The sequence below is a fragment of the Streptomyces sp. NPDC043726 genome (genome assembly GCF_056436565.1).
Genome location: NZ_JBWKCI010000006.1, coordinates 283289 through 306701 on the forward strand (window position 1 = coordinate 283289; position 23413 = coordinate 306701).

The following is a 23413-nucleotide window of genomic DNA, read 5'->3' on the forward strand; positions in this document are numbered from 1 at the left end:
ATCTCCCGGTCAACTGCGGAAAAGGGCAGGCCGGTCACGCCGTGGGGTGCGGGCCGGAAAGTGCGGTGGACAGTGTCCCCCGCATCTGACAACGTTGTCCAGGCTCTATGCTCGACGCCACATCCTCATACAAACTGTGGATCGACGCATCCCCATGGCCGAAGCCGCACCCCCGTGGACGAAGACGCATCCTCGTAGACGAGGACGCACCCGTGGACGAACAGGACAGGACCCGCATCGTGCCCGAGACCATCCGCCGCGCCGACCGCTCGCCCCAGAACCGCTACGGCAACCGGCCGACGATGAAGGACGTGGCCGCGCGGGCGGGGGTGGGCCTGAAGACGGTCTCGCGAGTGGTCAACGGCGAGCCCGGGGTCACGCCCGAGACGGAGCGCCGCGTCCAGGAGGCCATCGAGGCGCTCGGCTTCCGCCGCAACGACAGCGCGAGGGTGCTGCGCAAGGGCCGTACCGCCAGCATCGGCCTGGTCCTGGAGGACCTCGCGGACCCCTTCTACGGCCCGCTCAGCCGCGCGGTCGAGGAGGTGGCGCGGGCGCACGGCGCGCTGCTGATCAACGGCTCCAGCGCCGAGGACGCGGACCGGGAGCAGGAGTTGGCGCTGGCGCTGTGCGCACGGCGGGTGGACGGCCTGGTGGTGATCCCCGCGGGCGACGACCACCGGTATCTGGAGCCGGAGATCAGAGCGGGCGTGGCCACGGTGTTCGTGGACCGTCCGGCGGGGAAGATCGACGCCGATGTCGTGCTGTCGGACAACTACGGCGGCGCCCGGGACGGCGTCGCCCATCTGATCGCCCACGGCCACCGCCGGATCGGCTTCATCGGCGACATGCCCCGCATCCACACCGCCGCCGAGCGGCTGCGCGGCTACCGGGCGGCCATGGAGGACGCGGAGATACCGGTCGAGGACTCCTGGATGTCCCTGGGCGTCACCGACCCCGAGCGGGTGCGCAGGGCCGCCGAGGAGATGCTTGCCGGGCCCCGGCCGGTCACCGCGATCTTCGCGGGCAACAACCGGGTGACGGTGACCGTCATCCGCGTGCTGGCCGAGCAGAACCGCCAGGTCGCGCTCGTCGGCTTCGACGACCTGGAGCTCGCCGATCTGCTGCAGCCGGGCGTCACCGTCGTCGCGCAGGACGCGGCCGCCCTCGGCCGTACCGCCGCCGAGCGGCTGTTCCGGCAGCTCGACGGCACCCTCGTCACTCCCGAGCGCATCGAGCTGCCCACGCGCCTGATCACCCGCGGCTCGGGCGAACTGCCCCCGGCGGACTGAGGTCGCCATGGACGACCGGACCCTTGAGGCACTGGGACTCGCACTCGCGCCCCGCGACCATCCGCTGCTCTACCCCGGCACCTGGCCCGCGGACTCCGGGCTCCTGGACGGCGAGCGGTTCCTGTCCCTGGACCGGCTCACCCACACCGACCGCGCCCCCGTCCTCGCCATCGGCTCCAACGCCTGCCCCGGCCAACTGCGGGACAAGATGGCCGAGTCGGGCATCGCCTCCCCGGTCCCCATGGTCAGGGCCCGGGTCACGGGCGTGGAGATCGGTGTGTCCGCGCACGTGAGCCGCCTGGGCTACGTGTCGGCGTCGCCGGTCCACTCCCCCGGCACCGTACGGGAGTTGTTCGTGCTCTGGCTCGACCCCGAGCAGCTCGCGGTGATCGACGCCAGCGAGGGCGTACCGCTGCCCCTCGGCAACTACCGCCGCGCCTGGCTGCCTTCACCCGAGGTGCGGGTCGACCTGGCGGACGGCACGACGCTGCCGGGTGTCTTCTCGTACGTCAATCGCCGGGGCGTCCTGCGCAACGGCACCGGAGCGCCGCGCACCCATCCCGGCCAGCGGGAGCTGCTGACCGAACTGCTCCTCGGTTCCGCCCGGTTGAGGGAGCTGTTCGGGGAGACCCCGGAGGAGTTCTGCGAGCGGGCCCGCGCCGACCACGTGCTGTGCGAGCGCGGCACCCGGCTCTTCGCACGGGAGAAGCTGGTGACCGAGCACGGCCTGGAGCGGTACGCCGGTCAGCAGAGCGGGAGTCCCGGCACCGGTTCGTCGTTGTCGCCGCCCATGACGTAGACGTCGCTGACCCAGACGTCGGCGTTTCCGCTGTCGTCGTCGGTCTTCGCCCACCAGACGTTGGTCCACCGCCCGGACGTCTCGCGGCGGCCCAGGTTCTGCTGGCAGTAGAAGTAGTTGGTGCCCTCGCCCAGGACACCGACCTCGGTGCCGTCGGCGGTGTAGGACTTCGCGGTCTTCCACACCTCGCAGTTGTACTTGCCGTCGCCGATGGGGTGGCAGGCGGACGCGGGGATCGTGGCGCCGCCTCCGCCCGAGGTCTTGCTCGGGGTGGGCTTGGGCGTCGGCGTGGCCTCGGCGCTGCGGCTCGGGGTCGGGGACTTCTCCTCGGGCGTGCCGGTGGGCTTCGTGCCGGTGGGCTTCGCGTCGGCGGATGTCGTCTCGGGCGAGGACGGCGTGCCCGAGCCGGCGTCCGAGGTGGGCCCTCCGGCCGACTTGGTGTCGTCCCCGCTGTTCAGCACGGCCACGGTGGCGCCGGCGGTGGCGAGGACGACGGCGACCGCGGCGGCGGCGAGCAGGACGCGGTGCCTTCGGCGGGAGCGGGCGGGGCTGTCCAGCGGGCTGGTGGCCGCCGCAGGCCCTGCTAGGCCTGCTTGGCCTGCTTGGCCTGCCTGCCCCGCCTGTCCCGTCAGTTCCGCCTGTCCCGTCTGTTCCGTCCGTCCCGTCTGTTCCGTCCGTCCCGGCGGGCCGAAGCCCTGCGGCACCGCCGCAACTCCGATCTCCGTCGCCGCCCGGTCCGGCGGAGCCGTGCCGCGCAGGGTCGTGGTGGGCGTGTCGCGGGCGACGGAGTCGGCGACGGCCTGGAGCAGCTCGCGGGCCTCCTCGGCCTCTGGACGGGCCTCGGGGCGCTTCTCCAACAGCCGCTGGAGGACCGGGGCGAGCGGTCCGGCGCGGTGCGGTTCGGGCAGCGGCTCGCTGACGATCGCGGTGAGCGTGGAGAAGGTCGAGGTGCGGCGGAAGGGCGAGGAGCCCTCGACGGCCGCGTAGAGCGTGGCTCCGAGCGCCCAGACGTCGGAGGCGGGGCCCGGCTGGGAGCCCTGGGCTCGCTCGGGCGCCAGGTAGTCCAGGGAGCCGACCAGTTCGCCGCTGCGGGTGAGGTGGGTGGCCGAGCCGTCGCCCGGGTCCTCCATGGTGGCGATGCCGAAGTCGGTGAGCACGACCCGGCCGGAGCGGTCGAGCAGGATGTTGCCCGGCTTGACGTCGCGGTGCAGCACGCCGGCGCGGTGGGCGGCGGCCAGCGCGTCCATGACCTTGGCACCGATCCCGGCCGCCTCCCGGGCGTCCAGCGTGCCGCGCTCACGCAGCACGTCGTCCAGGGAGGGGCCGTCGACCAGCTCCATGACGATCAGCGGCCGTCCGTCGACCTCGGTGACGTCGTGCACCGCCACCACTCCGGGGTGGCGCACCCGGGCCGCCGCCCGGGCCTCGCGCTGCATCCGCAGTCGCAGTGCGTCGAGTTCGGGGCTCTCGGCGTCGATGTAGGTGCGCAGTTCCTTGACGGCGACCTCGCGCCCGAGGACGTCGTCGACGGCCCGCCAGACCACGCCCATGCCACCCCGGCCGAGCTGGCCCAGGACGCGGTACCGCCCGGCCAGCAGCCGCCCGGTCTCGCCGGTCCGCCCGTTCTCCCCCGAAGACACCCCTGCCCCGTTCCTGTGAGCCGTCCGTGTGTGGCGTACAGCCTAAGGGGCAGGGGTGACCGGGCTCCGCCGGGTGCCGACGGCCGTGACGGACCCGCTACTTGGCGGACGGCGTCAGGTCCGCGCGGCGCGGGCCGGCGTAGGCCTGGAGGCGGGCCAGGGTCAGGCCGGTGAGGCGGGTGACCTCGCCGGTGTCGAGGGCGCCGCAGTCCAGGCCGCGCAGGAGGTATCCGGCGAGGGCCTTGGCGGTGGCGGGCTCGTCCATGACGTCGCCGTCGACCTGGTTGGCGTAGGCGGCGAGGCGCTTGGCTGCGGCCTCGAAGCCCTCGCGGTAGAAGGCGAAGACGGCCGCGTACCGGGTGGGGAGGTGGCCGGGGTGCATGTCCCAGCCCTGGTAGTAGGCGCGGGCGAGGGCGCGGCGGGTGAGGCCGTAGTGCAGCTTCCAGGCCTCGTGCACCTTCTTTGTCGTACCGACCGGAAGGACGTTGGTGGAGCCGTCCGAGACGCGCACGCCGGTGCCGGCCGCCGCGACCTGCATGATCGCCTTGGCGTGGTCGGCGGCCGGGTGGTCGCTGGCCTGGTAGGCGGCGGAGACGCCGAGGCAGGCGCTGTAGTCGAAGGTGCCGTAGTGCAGTCCGGTGGCGCGGCCCTCGGCTGCCTGGATCATGCGGGCGACGGCGGCGGTGCCGTCGGTGGCGAGGATGGACTGGCTGGTCTCGATCTGGATCTCGAAACCGATCCGGCCGGGCGTGAGGCCGCGGGCCTTCTCGAACTCCTCCAGCAGCCGGACCATCGCGGTGACCTGCTCGGGATAGGTCACCTTGGGCAGGGTGAGGACCAGGCCGTCGGGCAGCCCGCCGGCCTCCATCAGGCCGCTGAGGAAGATGTCGAGGGTGCGGATGCCGCGGTCCCGGACCGGGGCCTCCATGCACTTCATGCGGATGCCCATGTACGGGGCAGCCGTGCCGTTCTTGCAGGCGTCGGCGACGAGCCGGGCGGCGCGGGCGGCGTGCTGGTCCTCGTCGGTTCCCTTGTAGCCGTCCTCGAAGTCGACGCGCAGGTCCTCCACGGGCTCGCGCTCCAGCTTGGCCCGCACACGCGTGTAGACCGGGCCGGCGAGTTCGTCGGACAGGCCGAGGACGGCCGCGAAGGACGCGGCGTCCGGGGCGTGTTCGTCGAGCGCGGCGAGGGCCTGGTCGCCCCAGGAGCGGATCGTGCCGGCGGCGAAGACGTCGCCGGGGACGTAGACGGTGTGGACGGGCTGGCGGGTGCCGGGGTCTCCGGGGTAGCGGCGCTCCAGTTCGGCGTCGACCGGCGCGAGGGAGGCGCTGATCTCCTCGCTGACGGCGCCCGCGAGGCTCGTCGCCACCTGCTCCTGCTGGCCCTGACCCATCCCACACCCTCCTGTTTTCCGCTGTACGGAATCAACAATCCGTAGAACGAAGTTATCCGGGGCCCTCCTGAAGGTCAACACCATGTCCACGGGGCGAAACCCCGCACTCTCGCCATGTTCACGTCCACCTCATGGCACGCTATGACACTCATTGGGCACGTCCGCACGACTCGTCCGGCAGTTCCCACCGAAGGAGCCACCGTGCCGCACCACAGCCGAGTCACGCGCCGTCTGGGCCTGAAGGCCGCGTTAGCCGCCGCGGTGACCACACCCCTCTCCAGTACAGCACTGACCTCCGAGTCCGCGGCGGCGGAACGCCCGCGCCGCCATCTGGAGGTCATGTCCTTCAACCTGCGCTTCGCGAGCACCGTCGAACCCAACAGCTGGGCCGTGCGCAGACCGGTGATGCGCGAACTGCTGCGGCGCGAGGCCCCGCACGTCATCGGCACCCAGGAGGGCCTGTTTCCGCAGCTCCTCGACATCGACGCCGACCTCGGCCGGCACTACGACTGGGTGGGCACCGGCCGCCTGCACGGCAGCGCCGACGAATCCATGGCCGTCTTCTACGACACCCGCCGCCTCACCCCGCTCGAGTACGACCACTTCTGGCTCTCCGACACGCCGTACGTGATCGGCTCGAACACCTGGGGCGCCGCCTTCCCCCGGATGGTCACCTGGATCCGCTTTCGCGACCGGCGCGCGGGCGGGCGGGAGTTCTACGTCCTGAACACCCACTTCGACCACCGCGGCCAGCCCGCGCGCGAACGCAGCGCCGCCCTGATCGCCGAGCGGATCGCCGGCTTCGACCCGGCCCTGCCGGTCGTGGTGACCGGCGACTTCAACGTCGCCGCACACAAGAACGTCGTCTACGACAAGCTGCTGGGCGCCGGACTCCTCGACACCTGGGACACGGCCGCCGAGCGGAGCCCGCAGTACGCGACCTTCCACGGCTACCGTCCGCTGGTGCCGGACGGCGACCGCATCGACTGGGTCCTGACCACCCCAGGCGTCACCGCGCACCGGGCGGCCATCAACACCTTCGCCCTGGACGACCAGTTCCCGAGCGACCATCTGCCCGTACAGGCCTCGCTGACCCTGGGCTGAACACGCCGAGGCCCCCGCGACCGCAGGAACGGTCACGGGGGCCTCGTACAGCCTGCCGCGGGATCAGCCCTTGCGGGTCTTGATCTCCTCGGTGAGCTGGGGGACGACGTCGAAGAGGTCGCCGACCACGCCGTAGTCGACGAGGTCGAAGATCGGGGCCTCGGCGTCCTTGTTGATCGCCACGATCGTCTTCGAGGTCTGCATACCGGCGCGGTGCTGGATCGCGCCGGAGATGCCGGAGGCGATGTACAGCTGCGGCGAGACCGACTTGCCGGTCTGGCCGACCTGGTTGGTGTGCGGGTACCAGCCGGCGTCGACGGCGGCACGCGAGGCGCCGACGGCCGCGCCGAGGGAGTCGGCGAGCGACTCGATGATCGCGAAGTTCTCCGCGCCATTGACGCCACGGCCACCGGAGACCACGATCGCGGCCTCCGTCAGCTCCGGACGGCCCGTGGACTCACGCGGCGTGCGGCCGGTGACCTTGGTGCCGGTGGCCTGGGCGGAGAAGGTCACGGCCAGGGCCTCGACGGCACCGGCGGCCGGGGCGGCCTCGACAGCGGCCGAGTTCGGCTTGACCGTGATGACCGGGGTGCCCTTGGCGACCCGGGACTTGGTGGTGAAGGACGCGGCGAACACCGACTGGGTGGCCACCGGGCCCTCATCGCCGGCCTCGAGGTCGACGGCGTCGGTGATGATGCCGGAGCCGATGCGCAGCGCCAGACGGGCGGCGATCTCCTTGCCCTCGGCGGAGGAGGGGACCAGCACGGCGGCCGGGGAGACCGCCTCGACGGCGGCCTGGAGGGCGTCGACCTTCGGCACGACCAGGTAGTCGGCGTACTCGGCGGCGTCGTGGGTGAGGACCTTGACCGCGCCGTGCTCGGCGAGGGCGGCGGCGGTGTCGGCGGCGCCGTTGCCGAGGGCCACGGCGACCGGCTCGCCGACGCGGCGGGCCAGGGTCAGCAGCTCCAGAGTGGGCTTGCGGACGGCACCGTCCACGTGGTCGACGTAGACGAGAACTTCAGCCATGGGACTTCTTCTCTCCTGCTTGCGAAAGATGAGGGGCGGTCAGCGAAGTGGGGCTCAGATGAACTTCTGGCCCGCGAGGAACTCAGCGAGCTGCTTGCCGCCCTCGCCCTCGTCCTTGACGATCGTGCCGGCGGTACGGGCCGGACGCTCGGCCGCGGAGTCGACCACCGTGTAGGAGCCCTCCAGACCGACCTCCTCGGCGTCGATCTCGAGGTCCTCCAGGTCCCAGGACTGAACCGGCTTCTTCTTGGCCGCCATGATGCCCTTGAAGGACGGGTAACGCGCCTCGCCCGACTGGTCGGTGACCGACACGACCGCCGGCAGGGAAGCCTCCAGCTGCTCGGAGGCGGCGTCGCCGTCACGGCGGCCCTTGACCGTGCCGTCCGCGACCGAGACCTCGGAGAGCAGCGTGACCTGCGGGACGCCCAGACGCTCGGCGAGCAGCGCGGGAACGACACCCATGGTGCCGTCGGTGGACGCCATACCGGAGATGACCAGGTCGTAGCCGGCCTTCTCGATCGCCTTCGCCAGCACCAGCGAGGTGCCCAGGGCGTCGGTGCCGTGCAGATCGTCGTCCTCGACGTGGATCGCCTTGTCGGCGCCCATCGAAAGCGCCTTGCGCAGCGCGTCCTTGGCGTCCTCCGGGCCCACGGTCAGGACGGTGATCTCGACGTCGTCGTCCGAGTTCTCGGAGATCTGCAGCGCCTGCTCGACGGCGTACTCGTCGAGCTCGGAGAGCAGACCGTCCACGTCGTCCCGGTCGACGGTCAGGTCATCGGCGAAGTGCCGGTCGCCAGTGGCGTCGGGCACGTACTTCACAGTGACAACGATCCTCAAGCTCACGCCGGCTCTCCTACTGCGTCGACATTTCTCTGCTGCCTGCTTGCAGGCAGCATAGGCGCCTGAAGCGGCCGTTCCCGATCGGGGCGACCTGCGCTCCGACCGCAATATTACTCGTCAGTACACCCAGTTCGTTCCCGCTAAGCAAGCGCTTTGAACTGTGACCTTCGCAACGCAGCGTAATCGGAACTGACCGACTTCGCAGAACTGTCCGATACACGGTCAGTCACGCAGGCCGGTGAACCGGCCCTGGTGGTACAGCAGGGGACGCCCGGGGCCCGTGTGGTCACCGAGCAGGACTTCCGCCAGCACGATCCGATGGTCCCCGGCCGGCACGCGCGCGGTGATCCGGCCGATCAGCCAGGCGGGGACGCCGTCGAGGACGGGGACACCCTCGGGGCCCTCGCGCCAGGCGGTGGGCGCGCCGAAGCGGTCGGCGCCGCTGCGGGCGAAGGTGGCGGCCAGCTCCCGCTGGTGCTCGCCGAGCAGGTGCACGCCGACATGACCGGCCCGCGCCACGGTGGGCCAACAGGAGGAACCGGTGCCGATGCCGAAGGAGAGCATCGGGGGTTCGGCGGAGACCGAGGTGAGGGAGGTCGCGGTGAACCCGACGGGGCCGTCCGCGCCGCGGGCGGTGATCACCGCGACTCCCGCGGCGTGCCGCCGGAAGACGGAGCGCAGCAGTTCGGGAGAGGCGAGCCGGGAGGCGTCGACGTCGGGCGTGGCGGTCATGGAACCCTGGGGAGGAGGAGCGGGGCGGACATCTTGTCAGACTGACGATAGGTGGTCCGTACAGTCAAGTCGGTCCCGGGATGTAGGAGATGACTCACTGTCGGGTCGTGGCCTGTCACACGGCCTCGCCGAGGGCCGCGATGACGTCCGCCTTGCGGGGCTGGCCGGTGGCCCGGCGCACCACCTGCCCGGCGGCGTCGAGGACCAGCACGGTGGGCGTCCTGAGGATTTCCAGCTCCCTCACGAGCTCCAGGCGGGCCTCGGCGTCGATCTCGACATGGACGACACCGGGGACCATGGCGGCCACCTCGTCCAGGACCCGCCGGGTCGCCCGGCAGGGAGCGCAGAAGGCGCTGGAGAACTGTACGAGGGTGGCCCGTTCACCGAGCCGGCCGCCCAACTCCCGCGGCCCCAGCCGCTTGCCCTCACCCTGCACGCGCACCCCTGTCCTCCTCCGGTCCTCGACTCCTCAGCGTTCACCGGTACGTAAAGATTCCCCGCCGCGACTACAGCGACGTGACGAGGATCTCGCTGTTCACCGGCACCAGGACTGGCTCCCCGTCCGTTCTTGGGGCACGATCTGCGAAAGCCGTAAACCTACGGCTCCGTAACTTTCCCGCCGGGAGCACTCCTTCCCAGGCAGAGAAGGAAGGGTCCACCCCGTCCATGGCAGAGCTTGTCTACCGTCCCGTCGTCGGTCTCGCCCTCACGATGTTCAAGGCGTGGGACCTCAAGATCGACTGCAAGGGTTCGGAGAACATCCCGCGCTCGGGCGGCGCCGTACTGGTGAGCAACCACATCAGTTACCTGGACTTCATCTTCAACGGCCTGGCCGCGCTCCCCCAGAAGCGCCTGGTGCGCTTCATGGCGAAGGAGTCGGTCTTCCGGCACAGGATCTCCGGTCCGCTGATGCGCGGGATGAAGCACATCCCGGTCGACCGCACGCAGGGCGAGGCGGCCTACCAGCACGCCCTGGAGTCGCTGCGGTCCGGTGAGATCGTGGGCGTCTTCCCGGAGGCGACGATCTCGCAGTCGTTCACGCTGAAGAGCTTCAAGTCGGGCGCCGCGCGGCTCGCGCAGGAGGCCGGTGTCCCGCTGATCCCGATGGCCGTGTGGGGCACCCAGCGGCTGTGGACCAAGGGACACCCGAAGAACTTCAAGCGCAGCCACACCCCGATCACGATCCGGGTCGGCGAGGCGATCGAGGCGTCCAAGGACAAGTACGCGGGCGCGATCACGCGGCAGCTGCGGGAGCGGGTGCAGGAGCTGCTGGAGGCGGCGCAGCGGGCGTATCCCGTGCGCCCCAAGGACGCGACCGACACCTGGTGGATGCCGGCGCACCTCGGGGGGACGGCGCCCACGCCGGAGCAGGTCCGGGAAGCCGAAGCGCGGTAGTCGTTCGGCCGCACGACGGTGGGGGCTGGTCGCGCCCACGCGGCGGAGCCGCATGTCGACACAGCCCCGCACCCCTAAAGGGGCGCCACTGCGCCGCCTACCTCGATGCGTGCCCCGGGACAGAACTTCTCCAGGTGCTCAGCCAGTTCCGCTCCCGCCCGCTCCACCTCGGCCACCGGCATCGGGGCCATGCCCTCCAGCAGGAAGATCGCCGAGACCGACTCCTCGGTGAGGCGGGTGCGCGGCCCCTGGCGCCAGTTCCAGCGGCGGCAGGTCACTCCGGCCTCGTCGCACCACACCACCTCACCGGCTTCGGGGTGCTCCACGACCTCGGTGCCGTCGGCGACGGTCACGAAGGGCTCCTCGCCGGTGGCCCTGATCAGCCGCATCCCGCCCTGGACACGGTCGAGGTCCTCGCCGCCGACCGGGATCAGATGGGCCACGCTGATCGCGTTGTAGAGGTCGACGAGCGCGTTGATCCGGGGCAGCCCGGGGCCCGACAGCGCCCGCTTGGCCAGCGCCTCCGCCGAGTTGCGGGTGCGCGAGGGCTTGGACCCGAACGCCGAGTACACCTCGCGCCAGGCCGCCATGTGCGGGTCCTCGTGCGGGGCCCGGCCGTCCAGGCGTACGGCGAGCCTGTGGGCCGCGTCGTCGAGGAGCGCGGAACTCGCCTCCGTGCTGGGCCCGTTGACGAGTCCGTGGGCCTCGACGGCGACGTGGGTGAAGCCGGGCGCTAGGGCGCGCACCTCGTCGGAGACGGTCAGGGTGAGGGTCATGGTCGGCCTTGCCTCAGAGTGCGGTCGGGAGGATCTGCCACAGGTGCGGCCGGTCGGTGGCGCTTCGGAGGGCGCCCAGCACCGCAGCGTGAGGTTTAGCGTACAGGACTGGGTAGTCCAGTTCATTGGACTTCGGGTCGACGGGGAAGGCCAGCCGCTCCCCGTCGAGGGAGAACCGCGCGTCCACACCCGGCTTGTTGCCACGGGGATCCTGCCGATGCCAGGCGCCGTTGAAGCGCACCGCCACCAGACCGTGCACCACGTCGAACTTCTGATAGCAGAGCGCGGTGGGGATGTCCTCGGCCCGCAACAGCGCCGCCAGCGCATGGGACTTGGCGTAGCAGATGCCCGTCCCCTGCTCCAGTACGTCGGAGGCGCGCCACGTCACCCGAAGGTCGCCGGAGTCCTGGGAGTGCGGGATGGTGTCGCGTACGAACTCGAAGGCAAGCCGCGCATAGGCATACGAGTCCTCAGCCTGGCCGGCGAGTCGCGCGGCCGTCCGCCGTACCGTCGGATGGTCGTGATCGATGGCCTCGTCGGCAGCCAAGTAGGCGGAGAGGTCGGGGATTTCCTGGATGAGCTCCATGGCCGCAGAGCATAGGAAAGCGATCACCCGGGAGTCAATGCTTTTCCGGGCGACCGCATACCTATGCATTACCAGGGGCTACCGCGCCATCTCCTCCTTCAGCGCCGCCACGAAGGCGTCCACGTCGTCCTCGACGGTGTCGAAGGCGCACATCCAGCGCACGGTGCCCGCGGCCTCGTCCCAGAAGTAGAACCGGAACCGCTTCTGCAGACGGACGCTCACGTCGTGCGGGAGCTGGGCGAAGACGGCGTTGGCCTGCACGGGGTAGAGGATCTCGACGCCGTGCACCGCGCGGACGCCCTCGGCGAGGCGCTGCGCCATCTCATTGGCGTGCCGGGCGTTGCGCAGCCACAGGTCCTTGGCGAGCAGCGCCTCCAACTGCACCGACACGAAGCGCATCTTGGAGGCGAGCTGCATGGACAGCTTGCGCAGATGCTTCATGTGGCTGACGGCGTCCTGGTTGATCACCACGACCGCCTCGCCGAACAGGGCGCCGTTCTTGGTGCCGCCGAGCGAGAGGATGTCGACGCCGACGGCGTTGGTGAAGGTCCGCATCGGGACGTTCAGGGAGGCCGCCGCGTTGGCTATCCGGGAGCCGTCGAGGTGCACCTTCATGCCGCGCGCGTGGGCGTGGTCGCAGATGGCGCGGATCTCCTCGGGCGTGTAGAGCGTGCCCAGCTCCGTGTTCTGGGTGATCGAGACGACCTGCGGCATCGCGCGGTGCTCGTCCTCCCAGCCCCAGGCCTGCCGGTCGATCAGCTCGGGGGTGAGCTTGCCGTCCGGCGTGGGCACGGTGAGCAGCTTCAGCCCGCCCATCCGCTCGGGCGCGCCGCCCTCGTCCACGTTGATGTGGGCGCTCTCGGCGCAGATCACCGCGCCCCAGCGGTCGGTGACCGCCTGGAGCGCGACCACGTTCGCGCCGGTGCCGTTGAAGACCGGGAACGCCTCCGCCGTAGGACCGAAGTGGCTGCGGATGATCGTCTGGAGGTTCTCCGTGTACACGTCCTCGCCGTAGGCCACCTGGTGGCCGCCGTTGGCCAGGGCCAGGGCGGCGAGGACCTCGGGGTGCGCGCCGGCGTAGTTGTCGCTGGCGAAGCCGCGCAGCTCCGGGTCGTGATGGCGACGCGCATCGGTCTTCGGGGGGTTCACGGCTTCTCGGTGAGCCACAGACGCTGTCCGTTCACTTCGGCTGCGGGCTTGTCCCAGACGCCGGCGATGGCCTCGGCGAGGTCCGTGACGTCGGTGAAGCCCGCGAACTTCGCGTTGGGCCGCTCGGCGCGCATCGCCTCGTGCACCAACGCCTTCACCACCAGGATCGCAGCCGCCGAGGTCGGGCCCTCCGCGCCCCCGGCCTTCTTGAAGTAGTCGGCCATGGCCAGCGTCCAGGCCTCGGCGGCGGCCTTGCCCGCGGCGTACGCGGCGTTGCCCGCGGTCGGCTTGCTCGCCCCGGCCGCGCTGATCAGCACGTACCGGCCCCGGTCGCTGCGCTGGAGCGCCTCGTGGAAGGCCAGGGAGGTGTGCTGCACGGTGCGGATGAGCAGCAGCTCCAAAAAGTCCCAGTCGTCGAGGCTGGTCTTGGTGAATGTCTCGCTGCCGCGCCAGCCGCCCACGAGGTGGACCAGGCCGTCGACGCGGCCGAAGTCCTTCTCGATCCGGGTGGCCCAGTCGCGGGTGGAGTTCAGGTCCAGCAGATCGACCGTGTCGCCGACGACGGTGGCGCCGCCGTGCGCGTAGCTGGCCGCGTCCACGGCCGCCGCCAGCCGCTCGGGGTCGTTGTCGGAGCCGACGACGGTGGCGCCCGCCTCGGCCAGGCGCAGCAGCGCCGCCCGGCCGGCCGGTCCGCCCGCCCCGGCCACCGCGATCACCGCACCGCTGAGCGGCCCGTTTCCGTTCGCCATCTTGCCCTCCTGAGCCACGTCCTCGGTACGGTCGCTCACGCGGCGACCCGCTCGGCGCTGTCCGCCGTGATGCCCTTCGCGGAGGCGATCACGTTCTTGAGCTTCTTGGACAGTGCCTCATAGAACATGCTCAGCGGAAACTCGTCCGGAAGCACGTCATCCACGAGCTTGCGCGGCGGCAGGCTCAGGTCCAGGGCGTCGGGGCCCTTGGCCCACTTGGAGCCGGGGTGCGGGGCGAGGTAGGTGGAGACCAGTTCGTAGCCGGCGAACCAGTGCACGAGCTTGGGGCGGTCGATGCCGTCGCGGTACAGCTTCTCGATCTCGCCGCACAGCTCGTTGGTGACCTGCGGGGCCCGCTGCCAGTCGATGAAGAGCTTGTTGTCGGTCCAGCGGACGACGTCGTGCTTGTGCAGGTAGGCGAAGAGCAGCTGGCCGCCGAGGCCGTCGTAGTTGCGGTTGCGGTCGCCGGTGACGGGGAAGCGGAACATCCGGTCGAACAGGACCGCGTACTGCACGTCACGGGCCTGCGGGACGCCCTCGGCCTCCAGCTTCACGGCCTCCTTGAAGGCGGTGAGGTCGCAGCGCAGCTCCTCCAGGCCGTACATCCAGAACGGCTGGCGCTGCTTGATCATGAAGGGGTCGAACGGCAGGTCGCCGTGGCTGTGGGTGCGGTCGTGGACCATGTCCCACAGGACGAAGGCCTCCTCGCAGCGCTTCTGGTCGTGGACCATCGCGGCGATGTCCTCGGGCAGCTCCAGGCCCAGGATGTCGACGGCGGCGTCGGTGACCCGGCGGAAGCGCGCGGCCTCGCGGTCGCAGAAGATCCCGCCCCAGGTGAATCGTTCCGGCGCCTCGCGCACGGCGATCGTCTCGGGGAAGAGCACGGCGGAGTTGGTGTCGTAGCCGGCCGTGAAGTCCTCGAACTTGATGCCGCAGAACAGCGGGTTGTCGTAGCGGGTGCGCTCCAGTTCGGCCAGCCAGTCCGGCCAGACCATGCGCAGCACGACCGCTTCCAGATTGCGGTCGGGGTTGCCGTTCTGCGTGTACATCGGGAAGACCACCAGGTGCTGGAGGCCGTCCGCGCGGTTCGCGGCGGGCTGGAAGGCCAGCAGCGAGTCCAGGAAGTCGGGCACCTCGAAGCCGCCCTCGGCCCAGCGGCCCAGGTCCCGCACCAGGGCCTTGTGGTAGGCCGCGTCGTGCGGCAGCAGCGGCGACAGCTCCTCGACGGCGGTCACGATCCGGGCCACGACGGCCTCGGCGTCGGCGGCGGCCGGGGCATCCTCGGCCGCGAAGTCGATCGACCCGTCCTTGGACTGCCATGGCCGGATCTGCTCCACGGCATCCTTGAGCACGGGCCATGCCGGGTGCTCCACCACCCTGGCCACAGGAGCAACCTGCTCCCCCACACCCGACTGCACAAGAATTTCCGTCATGTCCCATCCTCCACGGGAGAACCTCGCGTAAGGACACCGTATGCGTACGAGGTTTCTCTCAGCAAGAGGGACCTCGGGAAATTATCCTGCGCAACCCCTATCGTCACCGAACTTTTTCCTGCCGGAAGGGGTTGCGGCACTCTCTCGGGGTAGGCGCAACGATTCGGCCGGTCAATGCGCGTGAGACTCGCCCACGGCCGGGTGACCGGCCACCGGGGTCAGCCCGAGCGTCGGCCAGGTACTGGCCGGATCCTTCCGTCCACCGCCCCGATCCCGCGTGTACGCACGGGTTTCATCCGGGGTCCCGGCGGTTAGGCTGCGGCCCTGCCGCGCGAACGTCCCGTTCCGGTCGTGCGCGCGCCGAGCCGCCGTCGACGGAAGCGAGTCGAACCTTGAACTTCCTTACCATCGGTCACCGCGGAGTGATGGGTGTCGAGCCCGAGAACACCCTCCGTTCCTTCGTCGCCGCCCAGCAGGCCGGCCTCGACGTCATCGAACTCGATCTGCATCTGAGCAAGGACGGCCATCTCGTCGTGATGCACGACACCGAGGTGGACCGCACGACCGACGGCAGCGGCCCCATCGCCGAGAAGACCCTCGCGGAGCTGCGCGCGCTCGACGCGGGCAAGGGCGAGCGGGTGCCGGTGTTCGAGGAGGTCCTGGACGCCGTCGCGGCTCCGCTGCAGGCCGAGATCAAGGACGTGGCCGCGGCACGGGCGCTGGCCGAGGTGATGGGGCGACGGGACCTGCTCTGCCGGGTGGAGGTGTCCTCCTTCCACGACGAGGCGGTCGCCGAGATCACCCGCCTCGTGCCGGGTGTCCGCACCGCGCTGATCGGCAGCCGCTACGGCACCGACATCGTGGAGCGGGCCGTCGAGGTGGGCGCAAAAACGGTCTGCCTGAACATCCGCCGGCTCACCCTGGAGGTGGTGGAGGAGGCCCGCGAGGCGAACCTCCGGATCATCGGCTGGGTGGTCAACACCCAGGACCACCTGCGCCTCGTACGCGCCCTGGAACTCGACGGCGCGACCACCGACTATCCCGAGATCAAGCGCACGGGACGCTTCACCGCCTGACGTCAGGCTCCGAGTTCCTTGGTCAGCAGCTCGAACCGGAGGTCGTCGCGCTGCGGGATGCCGAAGCGCTCGTCGCCGTACGGGAAGGGGGTCATCTTTCCCGTACGGCGGTAGCCGCGCCGCTCGTACCAGGCGATGAGGTCCTCGCGTACGGAGATCACCGTCATGTGCATCTCGGTGGCGCCCCAGCTCTCGCGGGCGACGCGCTCCGCCTCGGCGATGACGGCCTTGCCGAGACCCGCGCCCTGGAGGGCGGGGCTGACCGCGAACATCCCGAAGTAGGCGTGCGTACCGCGGTGTTCGAGCTGGCAGCAGGCGACGACCTCGCCGTCCCGTTCGACCGTGAGCAGCCGGCTGTCGGCGGCCTTGATGACCTCCCGTACGCCCTGCGGGTCGGTGCGCTGACCCTGGAGGATGTCCGCCTCGGTGGTCCAGCCGACCCTGCTGGCCTCACCGCGGTAGGCCGACTCGATCAGCGCGACGAGAACGTCGACGTCGGCGTCGGTGGCGTCACGGAAGGTCAGTCCGGCTGCGGTCTCCATGAGGCGGGTCTCCCCTTCTAGGCACTGCTTCTCCTGGGCACCGCCTCGGGCTGCTTCCAGGCACCGCGCGGCCAGGGACGAGAGTAACGCCCTGGCGCTACGCTCCGGGATCATGGTGCATGTACTGAGCAGCCGCATCCTGCTCCACCCCGTCGACCCCGACCGCACCCGCCGCTTCTACGGCGACCAACTGGGCCTCGCCATCCAGCGCGAGTTCGGCACGGGCCCCGAGCGCGGCACCGTCTACTTCCTCGGCGGAGGCTTCCTGGAGGTCTCCGGCCGCTCCGAGACCCCGCCCTCCCCCGCGCTCCAGCTCTGGCTCCAGGTCGAGAACGCGGAGGCGACCCACCAGGAGCTCCTCACCAAGGGCGTGGAGATCGTCCGACCGCCGGTGCGGGAGCCGTGGGGGCTGATCGAGATGTGGATCGCGGATCCGGACGGCTGCAAGATCGTGATCGTCGAAACCCCTGGAGATCATCCCCTCCGCTACCGCCCGGGCATCTGACACGGTCTGCGGGCTCGAAGGGCGTCACGGGACATCACGGGGCGTCCCGGGGCGCCAACCGCCAGTACGCCTGGCTGACGGTCCGGAAGCGCGTGTGGTGCGGGTGGAGGGCCTGACGCCGCTCCGCCCACCCCACGACGTCATTCCCGCCCTCGCCGGCCTCCAGGCACCGGACGCACTCGATCCACCCCCTCACGGGAATGCCTTCGGCCTGCAGCCTCGTCGCCGGCGCAGACGGCTGCGGGGAACTCGGATGCGGTGAACTCACACCCGCCCCCGCTGCTTCCGGTCATGCGGATGCCGACGGATCTCGACCGCGCAGTCCGTCGCCCGCGTCATGTCGTACGACGGACCCCCGGGCGTCGAGGCCGCTCTCCACTGCCTGAAGAGCGCGGCACACACGTCGCACCCTTCCGCCGGCTCCGGCGCCGCGAAACTGAGCGGATCCATCAAAGTGACGGGCCCACTCAGCGCCCCTTCCAGTGCCATCCCTACACCTCCGCCGTCGGTCTCGATACGGATGACGCTAGGCAGGGAGGGCGAGGCCGTTCCACAGAATTCTATGAAGTTCTATGCGACGTCAGTCGAGGGCGTCGATCGCCGCGGCGACCAGTGTCCTGGCTTCGGCTCCGTAGACGGCGAGCGATGCCATTTCCTCGAATGCGCGCGCGTACATGGCGAGTTCACCGGGGGCTGTGACGGTGACAGCGGCTGTCAGAAGCTCGACGGACACACGCTCTTCGTCGAAGAGGGTGAAGGTCTCCAGGGTCCACATACTCCGCTCGCGGCCTGCGGGGATGATCCCGACGGACCCGGACGGCAGCGCCATCACGGAGAGCAGATGGCCCAGCTGGCCGGCCATGATCGCGGCATCGCCGACGACGTGGCGGAGGACGGACTCCTCCAGGAGGAAGGCGAACTGTCGGCCGCCCTCACGGATCACACGCGAACGCTCGACTCGCGCGGACGCCGCGTCGGCCACGTCGTCAGGCGCCCCGTGTACGCGCGCGACGTTCCCGAGCAGTGCCGCCGCGTACTCGTGGGTCTGGACGAAGCCCGGGATGACAGTCGAGCTGTAAACGCGGAACCTCGTCGTCCGCTCGTAGAGCGGGATGCGTGATTCCTGGAGCCGCAAGAGTCCGCTCCTCTGCACGCGGCGCCACTCGACGTACATCGAGTCAGCCGTGCGGTTGGCGGCGATCAGATCGGGGATCCGGTCGTCTGCGCCGCACACCGTGCACCACGTCCGGATGTCGTCGTCGGAAGGTGGTGTGGTGGCGTTCTGGATGCGGGAGATCTTCGAGGGTTGCCACCCCGCCCGAGCCGCGACCTCTCTACCCGTCAGGCCCGCGTCACGCCGGATCTCACGCAGCTTCTCCGCGATCGAGCGGCGAGCCTCGTCGAGGGCGGAAGACGGGTAGGGAGGTTGCATCGGCCGGCGGCGCTCAGATCTTGTAGTTCTCGTGCGGAACGGCGCGCTCCCAGACGGCTTCGAACGCCTCCGAGTGGCGCTTCACGACGTCAGGGGCGTCGCTCATGACGTCCTCGACGAACCGGCCGTCCCCGGCGAAGAGGCTGAACCGGATGAGGCGACCGTCAAAGATCCACAGATCGTTGCCGGGGAGGAGCAGATCGGATGCCAGACGTCGGGGCAACCACCGGACGTCTTCGCCGGCCGCCAGGTTCTGCGGCGTGCACGAGTGCTCGAATCGGATGTAGTCACTCACGGGCTCCGATACGACCCGGGCGCGACGCACCACGACTCCGCGGCCCACGGCATCGGCCACCACGCCATGGAACGGGTTCCACCATGACGCCCGGTCGGCCAGGTCGTGCCGATGCCCAGCGCGCCATGCTGCGAAATCCGCGTCCTCCTCCTCGACGCCGTAGACGTCGCGCGCCTCCAGGTGGACGGCAGACCGAGAGCACCCCGCGAGCAGATCAGCGAACGGTGGCGCCTGCGGCGGCATCACACGCCTCCCTGATCTGCTGCACCATGCGGGCGGGCAGTCGAACGACTGCCTCCGTGTGGGGGATCGGCCCCGTGGCAAGGCATTGTGCCTGAAGTTCCTCGTCCGCCTTCCACCCCTGGAACACGAACTCCTGCCGCGTCTCGTCGAACCACACCGTGGGGCAGTGATCGCCGTTGGTCTCAGGGTCCTTGCCGAAGAACCGTAGGGGCATGATGACCTCCGTTGGCTCGCGAATTGCGCAATGTTCTACAAACCATCACGCCATCGGCCGTCGCCGTCAATGGCGCGTACCGCGGTGTGGGGCTTAGCGTGCTGGAGGGGGACGGGCTCTCGGAAGGAATGTCATGAAGCTCGACAAGGCGGTGATCGGCGGACCCTGCTGGACCGAGCTGGGGACCAGTGACGTGGAGGCCGCCAAGCGGTTCTATACCCGGCTCTTCGGCTGGCGTCCCGAGACCGACCCGCGCGCGGAGGCGGGCGGCTACACGATGGCCCACCTGGGGGAGGCGGCGGTCGCCGCGCTGACCCCGCTGTACCAGGAGTCCCAGCCGGTCGCCTGGAACGTGTCCTTCCTGGTGGCCGACGTCGACGCCACCGCGGCGCGGGCGGAGGCGTCCGGCGCGACAGTGCTGGTCGGTCCGATGGACGTGTTCGACGTGGGCCGGTTCGCGGTGGTCCTCGACCCGACCGGCGCCGCCTTCCAGATGTGGCAGGCCCGCGCCTTCCCCGGCGCCGGGCTGTTCAACGCGCCCGGCTCGCTCGGCTGGGTGGAGCTCATGACCCGTGCGCCGGAACGGGCCGTGGCCTTCTACCAGGCGCTGTTCGGCTGGAGCGTCAACGCCTCGGAGCACTACACGCAGTGGGGCATCGACGGCGCCGACTTCGGCGGCATGGTGACGATGGACGACAAGTTCCCGCACGAGGTGCCCGCGCACTGGCTGCCGTACTTCGCCGTGGCCGACGTCGACGACGCCACGGCCGCCGCGACCGAGGCCGGCGGCAACGTCCTCATGGAACCGACGTCCGTCCCCGACGGCCCCCGGATCGCGGTCCTGCGCGACCCGCAGGGCGCCATGTTCGGCGTCTACCGCGCGGCGGACTACGCCGACTGAGGCGCCTGCCCCCGGCTGACCCGCCTTGCCTTGAAGCGCGCTCCAGCACCTAGCGTCGGTCGCACGAACCGCCCGAAGGGATGGAAACGTGCGGTACACACTGTTCGGCAGGACCGGGCTGCGGGTCAGCGAGTTGAGCCTCGGGGCGATGACCATCGGCGACGACTGGGGCTGGGGCGCCGGCAAGGAGACCAGCGCCCGGATCCTGGACGCCTACGCCGAGGCGGGCGGCAACTTCGTCGACACCGCGAACAACTACACCGACGGCAGCTCGGAGCGGATCCTCGGCGAGCTGCTGGCAGGGCGGCGCGACGAGTTCGTGCTGGCCAGCAAGTACACCTGCGGCATCCGCGACGGCGACGTCAACGCGGCGGGCAACCACCGCAAGAACCTGCTCCAGTCGGTCGAGGCGAGCCTGCGGCGGCTGCGCACCGACCGGCTCGACGTGCTGTGGGTGCACGCCCGCGACAACTTCACCCCCGTCGAGGAGGTCATGCGCTCCCTCGACGACCTCGTGCGCGCCGGCAAGGTGCTCTACGTCGGCGTCTCGGACTGGCCGGCCTGGGAGATCGCCCAGGCCAACACGCTGGCGGAGCTGCGGGGTTGGACCGCGTTCGCCGGCTCTCAGCTGCGGTACAGCCTGCTGGAGCGCACCCCGGAGCGTGAACTGCTCCCGCAGGCGCGGGCGTTCGACCTCGCCGTGCTGGCCTGGGCGCCGCTGGCGGCGGGGCGGCTCACCGGCAAGTACCGCCGGGGCGAGAGCGGACGGCTCGCGGCGAACGGCGAGCCGGATCCCCGCGAGGAGGAGATCGTCAGCGCGGTCCTCGACATCGCCGAGGCGGGCGGCTGGAGCCCGGCCCAGGTCGCCCTGGCCTGGCTGCTCGGCCGGCCCGGCAATGTCGTTCCGATCATCGCCGCCACCAAGGAGAGCCAGCTCACCGACAACCTCGGCGCCGTCGACGTCCGTCTCGACGCGGACGCGGTGGCCCGCCTGGACGCGGTGAGCGCGGTCCCCCTGGGCTTCCCGCACGACTTCGTCCGGGAGCCGCAGATCACCCGCAACATCTACGGCGACCGCTGGACGCGGATCGACGACCGTCGCTCCACCCATCGCCGTACGGCACACGACGTGCTCTGAGCGCACGTCACAACCGCAGCCCGCGTCACAACCGCAGTCCCTCCAGACGTACGAGCAACTCGGCGAGCAGGGCGGCCAGTTGCTCCCTGTCCTCGATGCCGGACAGCACCGTCGTCTCGTAGGTGAGCTGTTCCGGCAGGATGCCGTCCACGAGGTCCCGCCCGGCGTCGGTGAGGCGGACGTGGGCGACCCTGCGGTCCCGGGCGTCGCCGCGGCGCTCCACGAGGCCGCGCTCGGTGAGCTGCTTGAGGCGCTTGGTGACGGCCGCGCCCGAGGAGAAGGTCTCGCGGGCCAGTTCGCTGGGGGTCAGCTCGTGCCCGGTGCGCCGCAGCGCGCCGAGCAGGTCGAACTCGGGGCGGCTGAGTCCGGCCCGGCGCAGCGGCGCGTCCTCGGCCTGCTGGAGGAGGGCGGCGCAGCGGTTGATGCGGCCGATGATCTCCATGGGCCCGGTGTCGAGGCCGGGGTGGACGGCCCGCCACTGCCGGACCACGGCGGCGACCGTGTCGGCCGGTCCTCTGCCTTCGTCGGCTGCCGTCATGGTCGTACGCCTTCCTTGATCCGGTGTCGGGTGGTCGCCGCGAGCGTACGGTGCCCGGCCCGCTCGGCGAGCACGACCCGCTCCAGGGGCAGGGCGCGCCGCCACCAGTCGCCGGAAGCGGCGTCGACGGTGGCGCGCAGGTCGACCAGGGCGACCGCGAGGGACCGGTGAGCGGCGGCCACGTCGGCGGGCGCGGCCTGCGGCTCGGCGAGCAGACGGGCGGCCTGCTCCCGCGCGCGTTCCACGGTCGCCAGCGCCCGCTCGACCCGGTCGCCCGCGCGCCGGTCGGTGACGACCAGGGCCGCGAGGAAGCCGAGGACGGCGCCGACCAGGGTGTCCACGACCCGCTCGGTGATCAGTGCGCCGGGTTCCTGGAAGCCGGTGAACTCGGTGATCAGGAGTGCCATGGGGGTCACGCAGACGCTGCCCAGCCAGTAGTTGCGGCTGATCAGCGCCTCGGCGCCGAAGTTCAGCGCCACGCAGCACAGGACGAGGGCCGCTTGGCCGAGGTGGGCCAGCGGTGCGAGGGCGGCGAAGAACAGGACGCCGGCGAGGTTGCCGACGACCCGCTGGACGCCGCGGCTCCAGGTGAGGGTGAGGTTGGCCTGGTAGAGGGCGGCGGCGGTGACCAGCGCCCAGTAGGGGCGGCCGATGCCGAGGGCGAGCGAGGCGTATCCGGCGAGGGCGCAGCCGAGGGCGGTGCGCGCGGCGAGCGGCGCCAGCGGGCGCAGGCGGTGCCACAGCGGCTCTCGTGGTACGGCGGACTCGGCGGCGACGCCCAGCAGTTCTTCGGGCACGGTTCCGGTGCCGCGCAGGTCCCGGGCCCAGCCGCGCAGCCGCTCGGGGTCGGCGTCGGCGGGGGCCGCGAGGGCGACCTCGGCGCTGACGACGAGCCGTTCCAGGGCGCTGCGGGTGGCGGAGCGGCGACCGGCGGAGAGCAGCGACTGCCAGGCCGCCTGGATCGCCGCCGCGGCCTGGGCGCGGGTGCGGCCGTCGCGGGTGCTCGCATGGGCCGCTGCCGCGTTCAGCGCGGCCGCGGTCGCCCGGCGCTCCGGTCCGTGCGGGCGGACCAGGCCCGGCGCCATGCCGACGATCCAGGCCCAGGCACCGGCCACGACGGCGAGCGCCAGATGGGCGGGGACCTGGGTGAGGCTCTGCGGGGCGAACAGGGCGGCGGAGGTGATGAAGGTGAGGACCACGTTGCCGGGCGGTCCGATGCGGGTGGCGTCGCACAGTGCCTTCTGGGCGGCGGCCAGCAGGGCTCCGACGGTGACCAGGACGACCGCGCTGGAGGTCAGCGACGCGGTGACGAGCGCTACGGCGAGACCGCCGACCATGCCCGCGACGACCCAGGCCAGTGCGCGGGCGCGGGCCGCGTAGGGGCGGTTGTGGGCGTAGAGGGCGCACAGGGACCCGGCCATCGTGTACATCGCCAGGTCGAGGCGGCCGAGCGCCAGCAGGAGCAGGTTGGGCGGGGCGACGGCCGCGACGACGCTCAGGGCGGGCTTGAACCAGATCTCCGAGGGGCGGCCGAGGCGCAGCACACCGGCCGGCCGGAGACGTCGAGGTGGGGTCGCACTGCTCATGACGTACAACCTTAGCAGGTGTTTTACTCGTA

Annotated in this window: 25 protein-coding genes; 8 read left to right on the forward strand and 17 right to left on the reverse strand. The window is 71.0% G+C overall.

The features are described from left to right. The first annotated feature begins 239 nt into the window (after positions 1 to 239). Both AC068Z_RS19540 and AC068Z_RS19545 read left to right on the forward strand, forming a co-directional pair. On the forward strand, positions 240 to 1289 hold the full coding sequence (locus AC068Z_RS19540) for a LacI family DNA-binding transcriptional regulator (RefSeq protein WP_478557275.1): 1050 nt from the start codon (positions 240 to 242) through the stop codon (positions 1287 to 1289). 7 nt (positions 1290 to 1296) lie between these two features. Continuing rightward, positions 1297 to 2088 carry a hypothetical protein gene (locus tag AC068Z_RS19545; protein ID WP_478556849.1) on the forward strand — a complete coding sequence of 264 codons (792 nt, stop codon included), beginning with the start codon at positions 1297 to 1299 and terminating at the stop codon, positions 2086 to 2088. Here AC068Z_RS19545 and AC068Z_RS19550 read toward each other — a convergent pair. Both AC068Z_RS19550 and AC068Z_RS19555 read right to left on the reverse strand, forming a co-directional pair. Next, the gene (locus tag AC068Z_RS19550) at positions 2034 to 3728 is read right to left on the reverse strand and encodes a serine/threonine-protein kinase (RefSeq protein ID WP_478556851.1); all 1695 of its coding nucleotides are present in this window, start codon (positions 3726 to 3728) and stop codon (positions 2034 to 2036) included. The two genes, AC068Z_RS19545 and AC068Z_RS19550, sit on opposite strands and share 55 nt — an antisense overlap. A gap of 97 nt (positions 3729 to 3825) precedes the next feature. Continuing rightward, positions 3826 to 5121 (reverse strand): DUF6986 family protein, encoded by a 1296-nt coding sequence (locus tag AC068Z_RS19555; protein WP_478556853.1) that lies wholly within the window; start codon positions 5119 to 5121, stop codon positions 3826 to 3828. A gap of 201 nt (positions 5122 to 5322) precedes the next feature. Here AC068Z_RS19555 and AC068Z_RS19560 point away from each other — a divergent pair, with 201 nt between their 5' ends. After that, positions 5323 to 6225, forward strand: a complete 903-nt coding sequence (locus tag AC068Z_RS19560) for an endonuclease/exonuclease/phosphatase family protein (protein ID WP_478556855.1) — start codon at positions 5323 to 5325, stop codon at positions 6223 to 6225. 63 nt (positions 6226 to 6288) lie between these two features. Here the strand turns inward: AC068Z_RS19560 and AC068Z_RS19565 are convergent, their stop codons facing one another. The 4 genes from AC068Z_RS19565 to AC068Z_RS19580 form a co-directional block, all read right to left on the reverse strand. Then, positions 6289 to 7251, reverse strand: coding sequence for an electron transfer flavoprotein subunit alpha/FixB family protein (locus AC068Z_RS19565; RefSeq protein ID WP_478556856.1), 963 nt, complete (start codon positions 7249 to 7251; stop codon positions 6289 to 6291). A 54-nt stretch (positions 7252 to 7305) separates the two neighbouring features. Continuing rightward, positions 7306 to 8094 (reverse strand): electron transfer flavoprotein subunit beta/FixA family protein, encoded by a 789-nt coding sequence (locus AC068Z_RS19570; protein WP_478556858.1) that lies wholly within the window; start codon positions 8092 to 8094, stop codon positions 7306 to 7308. 219 nt (positions 8095 to 8313) lie between these two features. Further along, positions 8314 to 8823 carry a flavin reductase family protein gene (locus tag AC068Z_RS19575; RefSeq protein ID WP_478556860.1) on the reverse strand — a complete coding sequence of 170 codons (510 nt, stop codon included), beginning with the start codon at positions 8821 to 8823 and terminating at the stop codon, positions 8314 to 8316. 115 nt (positions 8824 to 8938) lie between these two features. Continuing rightward, a complete protein-coding gene (locus AC068Z_RS19580) occupies positions 8939 to 9265 on the reverse strand; it encodes a thioredoxin family protein (RefSeq protein ID WP_478556862.1) in 327 nt (108 codons plus the stop codon). Positions 9266 to 9489: 224 nt separating this feature from the next. Between AC068Z_RS19580 and AC068Z_RS19585 the strand changes: the two genes are divergently transcribed. Next, the gene (locus tag AC068Z_RS19585; protein ID WP_478556864.1) at positions 9490 to 10218 is read left to right on the forward strand and encodes a lysophospholipid acyltransferase family protein; all 729 of its coding nucleotides are present in this window, start codon (positions 9490 to 9492) and stop codon (positions 10216 to 10218) included. Positions 10219 to 10292: 74 nt separating this feature from the next. Here AC068Z_RS19585 and AC068Z_RS19590 read toward each other — a convergent pair whose 3' ends face one another. From AC068Z_RS19590 to AC068Z_RS19610, 5 genes are all read right to left on the reverse strand, one after another. Continuing rightward, on the reverse strand, positions 10293 to 10994 hold the full coding sequence (locus AC068Z_RS19590; protein ID WP_478556866.1) for a B3/B4 domain-containing protein: 702 nt from the start codon (positions 10992 to 10994) through the stop codon (positions 10293 to 10295). A gap of 13 nt (positions 10995 to 11007) precedes the next feature. Beyond that, entirely contained in the window at positions 11008 to 11580 is a 573-nt protein-coding gene (locus AC068Z_RS19595) for a transglutaminase-like domain-containing protein (RefSeq protein ID WP_478556868.1), read from the reverse strand. A gap of 78 nt (positions 11581 to 11658) precedes the next feature. After that, entirely contained in the window at positions 11659 to 12729 is a 1071-nt protein-coding gene (locus AC068Z_RS19600; protein WP_478556870.1) for a threonine aldolase family protein, read from the reverse strand. Beyond that, entirely contained in the window at positions 12726 to 13478 is a 753-nt protein-coding gene (locus AC068Z_RS19605) for an SDR family NAD(P)-dependent oxidoreductase (protein ID WP_478557277.1), read from the reverse strand. The genes AC068Z_RS19600 and AC068Z_RS19605 overlap by 4 nt, the downstream gene beginning before the upstream one ends. 35 nt (positions 13479 to 13513) lie before the next feature. Next, positions 13514 to 14911 carry a DUF6421 family protein gene (locus tag AC068Z_RS19610; protein WP_478556872.1) on the reverse strand — a complete coding sequence of 466 codons (1398 nt, stop codon included), beginning with the start codon at positions 14909 to 14911 and terminating at the stop codon, positions 13514 to 13516. A gap of 392 nt (positions 14912 to 15303) precedes the next feature. Here AC068Z_RS19610 and AC068Z_RS19615 point away from each other — a divergent pair, with 392 nt between their 5' ends. Continuing rightward, positions 15304 to 15987 carry a glycerophosphodiester phosphodiesterase gene (locus AC068Z_RS19615; protein WP_478556874.1) on the forward strand — a complete coding sequence of 228 codons (684 nt, stop codon included), beginning with the start codon at positions 15304 to 15306 and terminating at the stop codon, positions 15985 to 15987. A 2-nt stretch (positions 15988 to 15989) separates the two neighbouring features. On the opposite strand, the gene AC068Z_RS19620 is transcribed toward AC068Z_RS19615, so the two are convergent. Further along, a complete protein-coding gene (locus tag AC068Z_RS19620; RefSeq protein WP_478556876.1) occupies positions 15990 to 16529 on the reverse strand; it encodes a GNAT family N-acetyltransferase in 540 nt (179 codons plus the stop codon). Between the two features lie 112 nt (positions 16530 to 16641). Between AC068Z_RS19620 and AC068Z_RS19625 the strand changes: the two genes are divergently transcribed. After that, entirely contained in the window at positions 16642 to 17034 is a 393-nt protein-coding gene (locus AC068Z_RS19625; protein ID WP_478556878.1) for a VOC family protein, read from the forward strand. Between the two features lie 580 nt (positions 17035 to 17614). Here AC068Z_RS19625 and AC068Z_RS19630 read toward each other — a convergent pair. The 3 genes from AC068Z_RS19630 to AC068Z_RS19640 are packed head-to-tail and all read right to left on the reverse strand — an operon-like array spanning position 17615 to position 19218. Beyond that, positions 17615 to 18466 (reverse strand): helix-turn-helix domain-containing protein, encoded by an 852-nt coding sequence (locus tag AC068Z_RS19630; RefSeq protein ID WP_478556880.1) that lies wholly within the window; start codon positions 18464 to 18466, stop codon positions 17615 to 17617. 13 nt (positions 18467 to 18479) lie between these two features. After that, positions 18480 to 19004, reverse strand: coding sequence for a DUF6879 family protein (locus AC068Z_RS19635; RefSeq protein ID WP_478556882.1), 525 nt, complete (start codon positions 19002 to 19004; stop codon positions 18480 to 18482). Further along, complete coding sequence (locus AC068Z_RS19640) at positions 18976 to 19218, reverse strand: hypothetical protein (protein ID WP_478556884.1); 243 nt, start codon at positions 19216 to 19218, stop codon at positions 18976 to 18978. Before AC068Z_RS19640 ends, AC068Z_RS19635 begins: the two co-directional genes overlap by 29 nt. Before the next feature lie 133 nt (positions 19219 to 19351). Here AC068Z_RS19640 and AC068Z_RS19645 point away from each other — a divergent pair, with 133 nt between their 5' ends. Together AC068Z_RS19645 and AC068Z_RS19650 are read left to right on the forward strand one after the other, a co-directional pair. Further along, a complete protein-coding gene (locus tag AC068Z_RS19645; protein ID WP_478556885.1) occupies positions 19352 to 20119 on the forward strand; it encodes a VOC family protein in 768 nt (255 codons plus the stop codon). Between the two features lie 88 nt (positions 20120 to 20207). Then, complete coding sequence (locus AC068Z_RS19650; RefSeq protein WP_478556887.1) at positions 20208 to 21257, forward strand: aldo/keto reductase; 1050 nt, start codon at positions 20208 to 20210, stop codon at positions 21255 to 21257. Between the two features lie 25 nt (positions 21258 to 21282). On the opposite strand, the gene AC068Z_RS19655 is transcribed toward AC068Z_RS19650, so the two are convergent. Beyond that, positions 21283 to 21795 carry a MarR family winged helix-turn-helix transcriptional regulator gene (locus tag AC068Z_RS19655; protein WP_478556889.1) on the reverse strand — a complete coding sequence of 171 codons (513 nt, stop codon included), beginning with the start codon at positions 21793 to 21795 and terminating at the stop codon, positions 21283 to 21285. Continuing rightward, positions 21792 to 23381, reverse strand: a complete 1590-nt coding sequence (locus AC068Z_RS19660; RefSeq protein ID WP_478556891.1) for an FUSC family protein — start codon at positions 23379 to 23381, stop codon at positions 21792 to 21794. Before AC068Z_RS19660 ends, AC068Z_RS19655 begins: the two co-directional genes overlap by 4 nt. Positions 23382 to 23413 lie beyond the last annotated feature (32 nt).